General features: G+C 64.2%; 14 protein-coding genes. 8 read left to right on the forward strand and 6 right to left on the reverse strand.

The window, feature by feature from the left end:
- Positions 1 to 242: 242 nt before the first annotated feature.
- From DK261_RS00245 to DK261_RS00255, 3 genes are all read left to right on the forward strand, one after another.
- Complete coding sequence (locus tag DK261_RS00245; RefSeq protein WP_110175126.1) at positions 243 to 1,817, forward strand: DUF2235 domain-containing protein; 1,575 nt, start codon at positions 243 to 245, stop codon at positions 1,815 to 1,817.
- Positions 1,817 to 2,476, forward strand: a complete 660-nt coding sequence (locus DK261_RS00250; RefSeq protein WP_009048536.1) for a DUF2931 family protein — start codon at positions 1,817 to 1,819, stop codon at positions 2,474 to 2,476. The genes DK261_RS00245 and DK261_RS00250 overlap by 1 nt, the downstream gene beginning before the upstream one ends.
- A gap of 78 nt (positions 2,477 to 2,554) precedes the next feature.
- A complete protein-coding gene (locus DK261_RS00255) occupies positions 2,555 to 3,211 on the forward strand; it encodes a DUF2931 family protein (RefSeq protein ID WP_110175127.1) in 657 nt (218 codons plus the stop codon).
- 22 nt (positions 3,212 to 3,233) lie between these two features.
- Here the strand turns inward: DK261_RS00255 and DK261_RS00260 are convergent, their stop codons facing one another.
- The 5 genes from DK261_RS00260 to DK261_RS00280 all read right to left on the reverse strand — a co-directional run bounded on the left by DK261_RS00260 (position 3,234) and on the right by DK261_RS00280 (position 8,880).
- Positions 3,234 to 4,049, reverse strand: a complete 816-nt coding sequence (locus DK261_RS00260; protein ID WP_110175128.1) for a CoA ester lyase — start codon at positions 4,047 to 4,049, stop codon at positions 3,234 to 3,236.
- Between the two features lie 217 nt (positions 4,050 to 4,266).
- Positions 4,267 to 5,472: a CaiB/BaiF CoA-transferase family protein gene (locus DK261_RS00265; protein WP_110175129.1), complete on the reverse strand. Its 1,206-nt coding sequence runs from the start codon at positions 5,470 to 5,472 to the stop codon at positions 4,267 to 4,269.
- A 20-nt stretch (positions 5,473 to 5,492) separates the two neighbouring features.
- The gene (locus DK261_RS00270; RefSeq protein WP_110175130.1) at positions 5,493 to 6,842 is read right to left on the reverse strand and encodes an MmgE/PrpD family protein; all 1,350 of its coding nucleotides are present in this window, start codon (positions 6,840 to 6,842) and stop codon (positions 5,493 to 5,495) included.
- 10 nt (positions 6,843 to 6,852) lie between these two features.
- Positions 6,853 to 8,016 (reverse strand): acyl-CoA dehydrogenase family protein, encoded by a 1,164-nt coding sequence (locus DK261_RS00275; RefSeq protein WP_110175131.1) that lies wholly within the window; start codon positions 8,014 to 8,016, stop codon positions 6,853 to 6,855.
- Between the two features lie 21 nt (positions 8,017 to 8,037).
- A complete protein-coding gene (locus DK261_RS00280) occupies positions 8,038 to 8,880 on the reverse strand; it encodes a MaoC family dehydratase N-terminal domain-containing protein (protein WP_177411698.1) in 843 nt (280 codons plus the stop codon).
- 136 nt (positions 8,881 to 9,016) lie between these two features.
- Here DK261_RS00280 and DK261_RS00285 point away from each other — a divergent pair, with 136 nt between their 5' ends.
- Together DK261_RS00285 and DK261_RS00290 are read left to right on the forward strand one after the other, a co-directional pair.
- On the forward strand, positions 9,017 to 9,904 hold the full coding sequence (locus DK261_RS00285; RefSeq protein ID WP_110175132.1) for a LysR family transcriptional regulator: 888 nt from the start codon (positions 9,017 to 9,019) through the stop codon (positions 9,902 to 9,904).
- 132 nt (positions 9,905 to 10,036) lie between these two features.
- A complete protein-coding gene (locus DK261_RS00290; RefSeq protein WP_110175133.1) occupies positions 10,037 to 10,603 on the forward strand; it encodes a GNAT family N-acetyltransferase in 567 nt (188 codons plus the stop codon).
- Positions 10,604 to 10,609: 6 nt separating this feature from the next.
- Here DK261_RS00290 and DK261_RS00295 read toward each other — a convergent pair whose 3' ends face one another.
- A complete protein-coding gene (locus DK261_RS00295; protein WP_110175134.1) occupies positions 10,610 to 10,900 on the reverse strand; it encodes a zinc ribbon domain-containing protein in 291 nt (96 codons plus the stop codon).
- 147 nt (positions 10,901 to 11,047) lie between these two features.
- On the opposite strand from DK261_RS00295, the gene DK261_RS00300 reads away from it, so the two are divergent.
- The 3 genes from DK261_RS00300 (at position 11,048) to DK261_RS00310 (ending at position 12,711) form a co-directional block, all read left to right on the forward strand.
- On the forward strand, positions 11,048 to 11,533 hold the full coding sequence (locus DK261_RS00300; protein ID WP_110175135.1) for a GFA family protein: 486 nt from the start codon (positions 11,048 to 11,050) through the stop codon (positions 11,531 to 11,533).
- Between the two features lie 104 nt (positions 11,534 to 11,637).
- The gene (locus DK261_RS00305; protein WP_016701832.1) at positions 11,638 to 11,889 is read left to right on the forward strand and encodes a hypothetical protein; all 252 of its coding nucleotides are present in this window, start codon (positions 11,638 to 11,640) and stop codon (positions 11,887 to 11,889) included.
- 6 nt (positions 11,890 to 11,895) lie between these two features.
- Complete coding sequence (locus DK261_RS00310) at positions 11,896 to 12,711, forward strand: MipA/OmpV family protein (protein ID WP_110175136.1); 816 nt, start codon at positions 11,896 to 11,898, stop codon at positions 12,709 to 12,711.
- The last annotated feature ends 109 nt before the right edge of the window (positions 12,712 to 12,820 follow it).

Consider the following 12,820-nt stretch of genomic DNA (forward strand, 5'->3'; position numbering starts at 1 on the left):
TTCTTATTGTTGTGGTTGATCGCAGAGTGCCTAAGGGCACGCGTATTGAGAATTTTGAATTTTTGATACCCGCGTTCGCCTCAGCCGAACGCCGCGCGCGCTCGGCAATCCCCCTCTGAAATTCCATTTCCCCTACGCCGGAATCAGCACCTGCCCAGCCTCTTGCAGATTCCTCCTAAATCCATCGCCCGCCATTCCCGGTACGGTTTCCAGCGCCCCTTTCGCCTGAACCAGGACCACCCATGGCCAGCAACGGACCCGGGCCAATGCCCAGCCTTCTTCGGCCCGCCAACCCCAACCAGCACTCTGCTGAACGCTCCGCCGAGACCGAACAACCCAGCTACGGCGAACAGCTCTGGGCCCAGTACGAGAAATACGCCAAAGAGCCCGCACCACCGCCTGAAAAGGTCCAGGTGGCGCTGCGCATCGGTGTGTTCTTTGATGGCACCGGCAACAACGCCAGCAACTCGGCCATGGGCCAGATTTGCGGGGCGCAGAATCCTATCGAAGCCAGGGATATTGATGGCAGTTGCAAGCCGTATATGAGGGATCCGGAGAGCAGTTATGGGAATGATGTGAGTAATGTTAAGCGGTTGAGTGATTTGTACTATTCCAACCGGAAAGTCGAAGGTGGAGAAATACAAAATCTAGCCTTTCGCTCAATCTACATCGATGGGATCGGCACACAGCCAGGTGAAAAAGACAGCCTGATCACCTCGGGTACAGGGCGTGGCGACACAGGAATCTCAGGATGCGTGCGGAAAGCATTTCGTGCGATCGAGGAACGTATCCGTGAAGTCCACGAAGATAATCCCGAAAGTGAAATCACTTCGCTGACCTTCGATGCCTTCGGCTTTAGCCGAGGCGCCGCAGCAGCCCGACATTTCGCCAATGAAGTCGTGCGCTGGCTTGGCCCGCTTGAACTGATTCTGCACGACCAGTCCAAAGCCTTCAGCCCTAACTTCAATCGACAGTACGGCCACGATGTCGACATGGGTTTTATTGGTCTATTCGATACGGTGCCGTCGGTTGCCGGCGTGAGTAATCTGGGTAACGTGCGCAGCGCCATTACCCCAGGAATCAAACTGCACCTCGACCGTCGATACTTTCGCTCAGTAGTCCAGTTGGTCGCCCGCGACGAGTACCGCGCCAACTTTGCCCTGAGCCGGGTCAAACCCGACCACATGGAAATCACCCTGCCCGGCGCACACTCGGATGTCGGCGGCGGTTATCTGGATGAGGTGCAGGAGTGTGTCCTGGTCAGTCCGATGCAAGCGCTGGAAGTGCCAATCAATACTGACGTGACCCAGACCTCGATTTACCGGGAAGCGGCCCAGACAAGAAAACGCTGGTTGGCCAAGGGCTGGCCCGCACAATGGCTGGAGATCGTCACACCAGAACCGATGTTGCTACCTCAGGATTCACAGGACCGCCTCGGCTTACGACAAAATCGGGTGTATGTCGGTGTACAGCTCAAGAGGCCTATGAGCAACAAGCTGGCGAAGGTGTATCTACGTGTCATGTATGAACTGGCCAAGGAGAACGGTGTGCAGTTCGAGGACATCCCAGAAACAACCGAGTATGCGATTCCATTGGAGCTTCAAAAGCTTTGTGACAGGTTTATCGCTGGTGACTACAGTACGACTCCAGCCGAGGAGACCATGCTCAAGCTGCGTTATATCCATCTCTCGGCCCACTGGAACCACCCGCTTGGCAAACAGGATGGCGGCAGCCTTAAAGTCGTTTATATCAACGCCCCCACGGCAGATGCCGTGCGGGTGCAACACCCTCACGTACCTGACTGGACGCTTTGGTAATGAGAGTATTCATCGCCCTGCTGGGCGCACTGCTGTTGACTGGCTGTCAGGCCAGCGACCCCCTATCCGGAAAAAACGACCCCAAAGATCCCTGGTGGGAGCTTGGCTTCGTCGAGCCGTACTACATGAAGGTTTGGGTCGAGGACAGCGCCGTTGAGGACGTCAACGGCAAACTATTCACTCGTACCGGTGGCGGCTCCGCTGCGGGTGGCGACATGGGTTACGACAAAGAGTGGGCCAGAGGATGGAGTGGTGGAGTTGGAGGCAACGGTAAATCGGTAGTTGGCGCAGACCTTCCCAAGCGAATTTATGTCCGCTGGCAATCCATCGTAGAGCCACAGACTTATCGCGCCTGGGTCGATATCCCGGAAGAAGCCCGAAAAATCATGTGGACCTCGACTAACCGACGCTGCCCGGAGACTCCGCATCAGACTGCCCGCTATATGGCATCAGTCTATTTAGGCCTGGCCCCTGGCGGCATCGTTCAGGTGTGGGTAAGGGATGAATGCCGTCACCCTGTCAAAGTAGCCCGGGCCCAAGCAGAAGTTGAGCCATTAGGACCGGACCAAGGAAAAAACAATGGGCGTTACGCCTATAAGGTCAGCGAGAAGTCCAAACGCTATATAGAGAAATACGGAATTCCCTATGACAGTTGGTAAGCAACTTCCCTTCTGTATATGAAGAGCGCTTTGCTAATAAGCCCTGTCCTCTCATGCGCCTGGCTGGACGCTTTGGTAATGAGAGTATTCATCGCCCTGCTGGGCGCACTGCTGTTGACTGGCTGTCAGGCCAGCGACCCCCTATCCGGAAAAAACGACCCCAAAGATCCTTGGTGGGAGCTTGGCTTCATCGAGCCGTTCTATATGAAAGTTTGGGTTGAAGACAGCGCCGTTGAAGATATCAACGGCAAGCTATTCCGTCGTACTGGCGGCGGTTCCGCTGCGGGTGGAGATATGGGTTACAACAAAGAGTGGGCCAGAGGATGGGGTGGTGGGGGTGGAGGTAGCGCTAAGTCAGTGGTTGGCGCTGACTTGCCCAAGCGCATTTTCGTACGCTGGCAATCGGTCGTAGAGCCACAGGCCTATCGGGCATGGGTGGATATTCCGGAAGAGGCCCGGAAAATCATGACCACCTCGACTAACCGACGCTGCCCGGAAACTCCGCATCAGACTGCTCGCTATATGGCATCGCTCTATTTAGGCCTGGCCCCCGGTGGCATCGTACAAGTCTGGGTCAGAGATGAATGCCGCAACACAGTCAAAGTCGCCCGTGCGCAAGCTGAGATTGAACCGCTGGGGCCGCACCTGGGTAAATCAAACGGGCACTACTACCCGCTACCCGAGAATTCCAAGCGCTACATAGAGAAGTACGGCATTCCCTATGGCAGTTGGTAACGCGCCGACCAGGTTGCGGCTGTCACGGGTTCAGCGCCAGCAGTCGCTGCGCTCGCAGCAATACCGGCGCATCGACCATCTGGCCGTCGATCTGATAGGCGCCGGCGCCGTGGCTGCCGGCGTCCACCACCCGTTGCGCCCAGGCCAGGTCCTCGGCGCTGGGGGCCAGGGCCTGGTGGATCACCGGCACCTGTTTCGGGTGGATGCACAAGGCGCCGCCGAAGCCCATTTCGTAGGCGTGGCGGATGGAGTGGCGCAAACCTTGCGGATCGTCGATGGCCGGGTGCACGCCATCCAGCGGCGCGACCAACCCGGCGGCGCGCGAATGCAGGATCAGCGCCAACCGCGCCTGGTCCAGGGCGAACTGCGCCGCCGCCGAACCGCTGCTGAGGTTAAGGTCCAGCGCCAGGTCCAGGCCGCCGAAAGACAGGCGCTGCACCGCAGGAGCCCGGGCGATTTCCGCCAGGGCCAGTAGCCCGCACGCGCTTTCGATGATCGGCCAGATCTGCTTGCCAGTAGCCGCCACGGTCGCCACCTGGGCGGCGCTTTCGACCTTGGGCAGCAGGATGCCGACGACCCCGGCGTGACGCTTGCAGAACACCAGGTCGGCGGCATGCTCGGCATGTTCCGGGGCATTGACCCGTACCCACAGCCTGACCTGGGGCTGGCTGCTGAGGAACTGCTCGAGGTTGTCCCGGACCTGGCGCTTGAGCGGCTCTTCCACGGCGTCCTCGAAATCGACGATCACCGCATCGGCGCCGCTGGCCAGGGCCTTGCCGAAACGCTCGGGACGGCTGCCCGGCACGAACAAGGCAGAACGGACAATAGGGTTGGGCATGTTGAATTCCTTGTAATAAATACCAGGTCCACAGACCGTGTTATCGCGCCCCGGACACCAGGCCACGACAGATTTCCTCTTCTGTAGGAGCGAGCGGGCGGCGATCCGACTTGCCCGCGATGAGGCCCGCAAGATCGATGCAACCCCCAAGGGCCCCATCGCCAGCAATCGAGCGTCGACCGGCTGCTCCTACAGAAGCCGTACAAGCCTGCAGGTCTCAGATCACGCCGTTGGCCTGCAGCTGTTCGATGGCCTCGGCGGACAGGCCCAGTTCGGCGAGGATCGCGCCGCTGTGCTGGCCCAGCGCCGGGACGCCGTCCATGCGCGGCTCGAACGCGGCGTTGCGCGCCGGCGGCAGCAGCGACGGCAGCTTGCCGGCCGGGCTGTCCACCTCGCGCCAGCCGTCGCGGGCCTTGAGTTGCGGGTGCTGCCACACGCCCTTCATGTCGTTGACCCGGGCACTGGCGATCTGCGCCTGCTCCAGCCGCTCGATCACCGCCTCCACCGTCAGCCGGGCGAAGCTGTCGACAATGATCTGGCGCAGCGCCTCGCGATTGGCCGAGCGCTTGAAGTTGGCCGAGAAGCGCTCGTCGCCCGCCAGTTCCGGCAGCAACAGCACCTTGTCGCAGAACGCCGCCCATTCGCGCTCGTTCTGCAAGCCGAGCATCACGGTGCCGCCGTCCCCCGCCGGAAACGGCCCGTAGGGGTAGATGGTCGAGTGCGCCGCGCCGGCCCGTGGCGGTGGCGGCGCGCCGTCGAAGGCGTAGTACATCGGGTAGCCCATCCATTCCACCAGGCTTTCCAGCATGCTCACGTCGATGCGGCTGCCCTGCCCGGTCCTGCCGCGCAGCAACAGCGCCGAAAGGATGCCGCTGTAGGCGTACATGCCGGCAGCGATGTCGGCGATCGAGCAGCCGGCCTTGGCCAGTTGTTCCTCGCCCGGGCCGCCGGTCACCGACAGGAACCCGCCCTCGCTCTGGATCAGCAGGTCATAGGCCTTTTTCTTCTCATAGGGGCCGCCCTCGCCATAACCGGAAATGTCGCAGACGATCAGCCGCGGAAAACGCTGATGCAGCGCCTCGAACGACAGGCCCATGCGCGCCGCCGCGCCCGGCGCGAGGTTCTGCACCAGCACGTCGGCCTGGGCCAGCAGGCTTTGCAGAATGTCGCCGGCGGCGTCCTGCTTGAGGTCCAGGGTCAGGCTTTCCTTGGAGCGGTTGGTCCAGACGAAATGCGAGGCCAGGCCGCGCACGCGCTCGTCGTAGCCGCGGGCAAAATCGCCGCTGCCGGGGCGCTCGACCTTGATCACCCGGGCGCCCAGGTCGGCCAGTTGGCGGGTGCAGAACGGTGCGGCGATGGCGTGTTCCAGGCTGACCACGGTGATGCCGTCCAGCGGCCGGGGTTGTGTTGTATTGAGTGTCATAAAGCGTCCTCGGGGCGGGCTCAGAGCAGTTCGTTCAGTCGCGCGGTGTCGCGCAGGTTCCATACCTGGCGGATCAGGGCCGCGCCCTGCTCCGCCGTGCGTGCGCCGGAGAAGCGCAGCAGGCGCTGGAACTTGTCTTCCAGCTCCGCCCGCGACAGGCCATTGCCCGGATCGCCCTTGGGCTCGTCGATGGCGCCGTGCAAGGTACGACCGTCGTCGGTGCTGACCACTACCCGGCCAAGCCAGCGTTGCGGGTAAGCGCGGTCGACCTCGGGGTCGAGGACCATCGACACCTTGTCGCGAAACGCCGCCACCGCCGGATCGTTCAGCGCCAGCTCATGGAACTCCGGCAGCCCGGCCTTGCCATGCACGGCGATCAGGCCGAGCACGGTGCCCATGGAGAACTTGGCCTGGTGCACGGTCTGCGGCACGCTCACCCGCCCCAGCACATCGATGGCGCCCTGGTGCACGCGGGTTTCCACCCGGGCGATCTGCCCATGGCTCAGGCCTTCGCGCTGCATCAGCGCCAGCAAGGCATCGGCGGCCGGATGGGTATGGCGGCAGGAGGCGTGGAACTTGAACGAGGTCTCCAGCAAGGCCCAACGCGAACCGAGCCGATCGGACAGCCTGCTCGGCTCGGCATCCCAGGACATGCCCGCGGCCAGGCCCTGCTCGCCTTCGAGAATATTGCGCGCGCCGGTCAGCCCGTCGCGGGTCAGGTAGGCGGCGAGCAGCCCGTCAGCCGCGGCCTTGGCCGTGTGCAGCTGCTTGGAGTCCGCGGCGTCGCGCAAGAACTCCCAGAGCCCGGCGGCCTGGGTCCCGGCGCTGCCCAGCAGGTTGATGAACTGCGCCTGGTCGAAGTCCATCAGCTTGCCCACCGCGACGGCCGCGGCGAGGGTGCCGACGGTGGCCGTGGTGTGGAAGATCCGGTAATGGGAACGGCCCATGAACTCGCCGATACGGATCCCCGCCTCGTAGCCGGCCACCGCCGCCAGCAGCAGCTCGCGGCCGGACTTGCCCAGGTCCTGGGCCGCCGCCAGGGCCGCCGGGAACACCACGGTGGCCGGGTGCAACACCGAGCTGTTGTGCAGGTCGTCCTGCTCCACCAGATGGGAAGACGCGGCGTTCACCAGGGCGGCGAAATAGGCCGAGCTACCCCGGCCGTTGACCAGGATCCGCGCCGGGCCATCGGCCGGGCCCATATGCCGGGCGTAACGCTCGAACAACGGAATCGGATGCGCGCCCTGGCTGGCCAGGGCGGAACCGAGCCAGTCGAGGAACAGCTCTTCAGTGCGCGCCAGCACGCTGTCGGGCAGCTGCGGGTAACTCAGGCCGGCAAGGAACCCGGCCAAGGCTTGGGTATGGCTCATGCTCGGTTCCTCAGAAGCTGCGCGGCAGTTCGAGCAGGTGCTCGGCGACGTAGGACAGGATCAGGTTGGTGGAGATCGGCGCCACCTGGTACAGGCGGGTCTCGCGGAACTTGCGCTCGACGTCGTACTCATTGGCGAAGCCGAAACCGCCGTGGGTCTGCAGGCAGGCATTGGCCGCCTCCCACGAGGCCTTGGCCGCCAGGTACTTGGCCATGTTGGCACTGGCCCCGACGTTCAGGCCGCTGTCGTATTCCTCGCAGGCGCGCCAGCGCATCAGGTCGGCGGCCTCGATCTCGATATGGGCTTCGGCGATGGGGAACTGCACGCCCTGGTTCTGCCCGATCGGCCGGCCGAACACCACGCGGTCGCGGGCGTACTGGCTGGCCTTCTCGATAAACCAGCGGCCGTCGCCGATGCACTCGGCGGCGATCAGGGTGCGCTCGGCGTTGAGGCCGTCGAGGATGTAGCGGAAACCCTTGCCTTCCTCACCGATCAGGCTGTCGGCGGGGATTTCCAGGTTGTCGAAGAACAGCTCGTTGGTCTCGTGGTTGACCATGTTGGCGATCGGCTGCACGGTCAGGCCGTGGCCGATGGCTTGGCGCAGGTCGACCAGGAAGATCGACATGCCTTCGGACTTCTTCTTGACCTCGGCCAGCGGCGTGGTGCGCGCCAGCAGGATCATCAGGTCGGAATGCTGGATGCGCGAGATCCACACCTTCTGCCCATTGATCACGTACTTGTCGCCGCGCTTGATCGCGGTGGTCTTGATCTTGGTGGTGTCGGTGCCGGTGGTGGGCTCGGTGACGCCCATCGATTGCAGGCGCAGTTCGCCGCTGGCGAGCTTGGGCAGGTAACAGCTTTTTTGCGCTTCGCTGCCGTGCCGCAACAGGGTGAACATGTTGTACATCTGCCCGTGCACGGTGCCGGAGTTGCCGCCGCAGCGGTTCACCTCTTCCAGGATCACCGAGGCTTCGGCCAGGCCCAGGCCCGAACCGCCGTACTGCTCCGGGATCATCGCCGAGAGCCAGCCGGCGTCTGTCATGGCTTTGACAAAGGCTTGCGGGAAACCCTTCTTCTCGTCGATCCGGCGCCAGTATTCGGCGGGAAAGTCCGCGCACAGGGCTCGCACGCCTTCACGGATGGCATTCAATTGTTCATTGCTGCTGGGGTTCATCGAACGGCTCTCCGCCTGTGGTTATTGTTGTGGGATCGGGTCGAACAACACTTCGCCGCGCTGGGCCAGGCCGGCGTCGTTGCCGGCCCAGAGTTCGGCGACGCCGGGGCGGACGATGCGCCCGCCGACCTCGAACGGCTGCGGCGCGATCAACGGCCGCAGGCCGCGATAAGCGAAGCGCCGCAACCGGGCCCCGGGATGGGCGCGGCAGAACGCCCGCAGGCTGAGGGTGGCGATCAATGGGCCGTGCACCACCAGCCCCGGATACCCTTCGGTCTCGGTGACGTAGGGAAAGTCGTAATGGATGCGATGGCCGTTGAAGGTCACGGCGCTGTAGCGGAACAGCAGGGTCGGGCTGGGCTCGACAGGCTCGCGCCAGTCGCCCTGGATCAATGGCTCGCCGCTGGCTTGCTTGGGCGGGGTCGGCTCGCGGTAGACGATGTCCTGCTCTTCGCGAATCGCCAGGCGACCGTCCTGGGAATACTCATGGCGCACCGTGACGAACAGCAGCGCGCCGGTGCGCCCGGTCTTTTCCTCGACATGGCTGATGGTCGACACACAGTCGGCGGCGAAACCGGCGCGCAACGGCTCGAAGAACTCCAGCCGGCCACCGGCCCACATGCGGTTGCGATTGGCCGCCGGCGGCAGGAAGCCGCCACGGGCCGGATGGCCGTCGCCGCCCAGGGCGCTTTCGGCCAGCGGCTCCTGGAAAAAGCACCATTGCCACAGCGGTGGCAAGGCCTCGCCATGGGCCGGCACGGGTTCGCCAAAGGTCGCGGCGATGCGCTTGAGCAGGTTGTCGCTGAGCAGGTCTCGGGCTTGCTGGCTTCGGCCTATCCAGGCGCTGGGGTCGGTCACGCTCATCGGGTCGGGTCCTGTTGCAGTGGTGGTGCGCCCGATCATGCAAGCCGCTGTGCGTTCTGAGAATTTGCATTTCAATAAACCGGCGTTCGGTTATGCTGAACGCCGCTTTGCCCCTCTTCCCTCCCAGGAGCCGCCCATGCATTTCGATCTGGCCGACCTGCGCCTGTTTATCCATATCGCCGAATCGCCGAGCCTGACCCAGGGCGCCAAGCGCGCCTTTCTCTCGCCGGCGGCGGCCAGCGCGCGGATCAAGGCCCTGGAAAGCCAGCTCGAGACCCGCCTGCTGTACCGCGACAGCCGCGGCGTCGAAGTCACTCCGGCGGGCGAGCGCCTGTTGCAGCATGCGCGGCTGATCATGCGCCAGGTGGATTACCTGAAAAGCGAGTTCGCCCAATACGGCGGCGACTCCACCGGGCATATGCGCATCTTCGCCAACACCACGGCGGTCACCGAGTTCCTCCCGGAGATCCTCGCCGGCTTTCTGTCGAAACGCCCGGGGGTCACGGTGGACCTGCAGGAGCGCCTGTCCCGGGACATCGTGCGTGGCGTGCTCGACGGCACCGCCGACATGGGCATCATCGCCGGCCCGGTGGAAGCCAGCGGCCTGCAGGTCCTGCATTTCAGCACCGACCACCTGGTGCTGATCCTGCCGGTCGACCACCCGCTGGCGACGCAGCCGGCGGTGACCCTGGAGCAGACCCTGGCCTACCAGCACATCGGCCTGCACGAAGGCAGCACCTTGCTGAGTTTTTTGCGCGAACACGTGGAGCGCACCGGCAAGCAGCTGTCGCTGCGGATCCAGGTGTCGAGCTTCGAAGCGGTGTGCCGCATGGTCGAGGCCGGCGTCGGTATCGGCATCATTCCCGAGTCGGCCGCCATCCGGCACAGCCGCACCATGCAGCTGGTGACGGTGAAACTCGACGAGGCCTGGGCGGTGCGCGAGCGCAGCATCATCGTCCGTGAGCTGGAGGCCCTGCCCGGCACCGTGCGGGCGCTGATCGCCACCTTGATGCCCGAGGCCTGATGGTCGCGGCCAACCTGCCTCCTGGCGCAAAACCCTCCGCGACACCGCGGCGCGTTGACCTGAATCAAGGGCCTGGCGCCTGACAGGTGTGAATGTTCAGGCAATCCTCTGCACCTTCACGGAGACTTGCCCATGACCAGCACCGCCATCCATACGCCTGCCCTGGCCGCCTTCGCTCAACAGAAAGGCGAACACTGGATAGACGCCCTCAACGACGGCAGCCCGGTGCTGATCCGCCCGCTGCGCGCCGAAGACCGCGACCGGGAAAAGGCCTTTATCGAGAACCTCTCGCCAACCACCCGGCACCACCGGTTCCTGGGTGAAGTCAAGGAAGTCGGCGAGGCCCTGCTCAGCCAGCTGATGGACGTCGACGGCAGCGAACGCGTGGCTTACGTGGCCCTGGTCCACGACAACGGCTTGCTGCGGGAAATCGGCATCAGCCGCTACGCCACCATCGGCGCGGACGCGGACACCTGTGAATTTGCCGTGACCGTGGCCGATGAGTGGCAGCACCAGGGCCTCGACGCCTTGCTCATGCGCCACCTGATCGCCCGGGCCAAGGACCAGGGCTTCAAGCAGATGTACTCCCTGGATTGCCCGGCCAACCACCGCATGCGCGAACTGTCGGCGACCCTGGGCTTCAGTCGCGCCATCGACCCGGACGATGCAACCCAGGTCCGCTACCACCTGGCGCTGTAACCGGCTTCAGCCCGCCGCCCCGCCACACTGCGGGCAAAACCGCGCGCCGGCGGCCAGCGTGCTGCCGCACTGGCGGCACGCGGCGGGCTGCAACGAAGTCCCGCACTGCTGGCAAAACCGCGCCTTGGCCGCGTTGTTCGCCCCGCAGTCCGGGCACAGCGGGCCGCCCGCTGGCGGCGCTCCACCGTCTGCGCGCTGGCCATGCCCGCTGCCATGCACATTACTGTGGTGCCCACCCTGATAACCGCCATGCCCACGGCCCCGATGGCCGCCCAGCAAACGTTCGAGAAAGCTCATGTCGATCACTCCTGATAAAGAGAGTCGAGAGTAAAAAGCCTGAAGTAGCTACAGGGTCAACCCGGCGCCGACCAGCGCCCATGGCGAACGCTCCAGCCGACAGCGGCTAGGCTGACGGTCATAGCCCATGGATCGTCGGAGGTCGTCATGCAACTCGAAGGTTCCTGCCATTGCGGCGCTGTCCACTTCAGCCTGAACAGCGCCCACCCCTACCCTTATCAACGCTGCTACTGCTCGATCTGCCGCAAGACCCAGGGCGGCGGTGGGTATGCGATCAACCTCGGCGGCGATGCCGCCAGCCTGAAAGTCCGCGGCCGCCAGCACATCTCGATCTACCACGCGCTGCTCAGGGAACCCGGCAAACGCGCCCGGCGCAGCAGCGCCGAACGGCATTTCTGCAGCCGCTGCGGCTCCGGGTTGTGGCTGTTCAGCCCGCAGTGGCCGGAACTGATCCATCCCTTTGCCTCGGCCATCGACACACCGTTGCCGATACCGCCGGAACACACCCACCTGATGCTCGACTCCAGGGCGCCCTGGGTGGAAATCGACTGGCATCCCCACGACCTGCAATTCGCCCACTACCCCGAGGAGTCCATCGCCCAGTGGCATGAGCGCCTGGACCTGGAACGCTAAGCGCCGGGCATTCACAGTCTTTGACAGTTTTGCGACAAAGCTGCCAAAGATTGCCCGCGCCCGCGTCCCTAGCATGAGCGCATCCATTTCCCCACGGGTGCGTCATGTACGGTCGGTTCTTCACGCTCTTCATCGGTGTGCTGCTCGGTGGCCTCAGCTGCCAGGGCACGCCGCCCACGGCCCCCACGCCCAGCGTCGAACCGCCGCCTGAAATCGCCACGCCACCTAAGACCGCCCTGCGTGCCGAACCGGCTCCTGTCGCCCCGGCGCGCAAGGTCGCCCAGCGACCGCGCGATGGCCTGGGCAGCTCCTATTCCACCCCCAACGACCATTCCCACACCCTGCTGAGTTTCTAGCCGCCGATGAAGACCTCGATCCGTCCGAAAACCTTGTGCCTGTCCCTTGCTGCGCTGCCTCTGGCTTCGCTGTGCCTGCTCACGTCCAGCGGCCCGCTCTACGCCGCGGACTGGCAATACCAACTACAAGCCGGCGCCGCCAGCCTGCCGCGCTACAGCGGCAGCGACGAACGCAGCGTCGCGCCGATCCTGGGCGGCGCAATCGTCAGCCCCTACGGGGTGTTTCTCAATACCGAACAGGGCCTTGGCTGGGGCCATGAATGGGGCGACCTGGCGTTCAGCACCTGGGTCGGCCCCAGCGAAGCACGCAAGGACCGCAAGAGCGGCTACAAGGGTTCGGACCATCTGGCCGGCATGGGCTCGATCAAGTCCCGTGCGCAGTTCGGCGCCCACCTGGGCTACACCCTGGGCGCCGTGGAGCTCGGGGCCACGTTGCAGCACGCGCTGAAGAAGAACGACGACCCGGACACCGGCTCGGCCTACAACCACCTGCAACTGAGCATCGGCAGCACGCTGTATGAAGGCCGCTACGGCCGCCTCGAAGGCAGCCTCAACAGCCAGTTCGGCGACGGCGACTACCTGCGCACCTGGTATGGCGTCAGCACGGCCCAGGCTGGCAGGACCCGTTTTGCAGCCTATCGGCCCAAGGGCGGTTTTCTCAGCCGTGGCGGCGACCTGACCTGGACAGTGCCGGTCAGTGAACAGATGAACGTGTCGACGGTGCTGGCGCTGCAGTACCTGGGGCGGGAAGCGGCGGACAGCCCGATTGTCGAGCGGCGGATGCAGACGTCGCTGGCGACCACGCTGGAGTACAGCTTCTAAGCGGCGTTGGTCGTTCTGACGCTATCGCGGAACATCAGGTACACCACGTTATCGTTCATCGCGGGCAAGCCTCGCTCCTACAGAAGCACGCCATTCTGTAGGAGCGAGC

The sequence above is a fragment of the Pseudomonas sp. RW409 genome (genome assembly GCF_003184125.1).
GTDB lineage: Bacteria > Pseudomonadota > Gammaproteobacteria > Pseudomonadales > Pseudomonadaceae > Aquipseudomonas > Aquipseudomonas chlororaphis_I.

Excerpts from the sequence above, each read along its gene's own strand:
- DK261_RS00265 (WP_110175129.1), bottom strand. The coding sequence starts at position 5,472 with ATGACACTCAATACAACACAACCCCGGCCGCTGGACGGCATCACCGTG.
- DK261_RS00275 (WP_110175131.1), bottom strand. The coding sequence starts at position 8,016 with ATGAACCCCAGCAGCAATGAACAATTGAATGCCATCCGTGAAGGCGTG.
- DK261_RS00260 (WP_110175128.1), bottom strand. The coding sequence starts at position 4,049 with ATGCCCAACCCTATTGTCCGTTCTGCCTTGTTCGTGCCGGGCAGCCGT.
- DK261_RS00280 (WP_177411698.1), bottom strand. The coding sequence starts at position 8,880 with ATGAGCGTGACCGACCCCAGCGCCTGGATAGGCCGAAGCCAGCAAGCC.
- DK261_RS00295 (WP_110175134.1), bottom strand. The coding sequence starts at position 10,900 with ATGAGCTTTCTCGAACGTTTGCTGGGCGGCCATCGGGGCCGTGGGCAT.
- DK261_RS00305 (WP_016701832.1), top strand. The coding sequence starts at position 11,638 with ATGTACGGTCGGTTCTTCACGCTCTTCATCGGTGTGCTGCTCGGTGGC.
- DK261_RS00285 (WP_110175132.1), top strand. The coding sequence starts at position 9,017 with ATGCATTTCGATCTGGCCGACCTGCGCCTGTTTATCCATATCGCCGAA.
- DK261_RS00310 (WP_110175136.1), top strand. The coding sequence starts at position 11,896 with ATGAAGACCTCGATCCGTCCGAAAACCTTGTGCCTGTCCCTTGCTGCG.
- DK261_RS00250 (WP_009048536.1), top strand. The coding sequence starts at position 1,817 with ATGAGAGTATTCATCGCCCTGCTGGGCGCACTGCTGTTGACTGGCTGT.
- DK261_RS00245 (WP_110175126.1), top strand. The coding sequence starts at position 243 with ATGGCCAGCAACGGACCCGGGCCAATGCCCAGCCTTCTTCGGCCCGCC.
- DK261_RS00270 (WP_110175130.1), bottom strand. The coding sequence starts at position 6,842 with ATGAGCCATACCCAAGCCTTGGCCGGGTTCCTTGCCGGCCTGAGTTAC.
- DK261_RS00300 (WP_110175135.1), top strand. The coding sequence starts at position 11,048 with ATGCAACTCGAAGGTTCCTGCCATTGCGGCGCTGTCCACTTCAGCCTG.
- DK261_RS00290 (WP_110175133.1), top strand. The coding sequence starts at position 10,037 with ATGACCAGCACCGCCATCCATACGCCTGCCCTGGCCGCCTTCGCTCAA.
- DK261_RS00255 (WP_110175127.1), top strand. The coding sequence starts at position 2,555 with ATGAGAGTATTCATCGCCCTGCTGGGCGCACTGCTGTTGACTGGCTGT.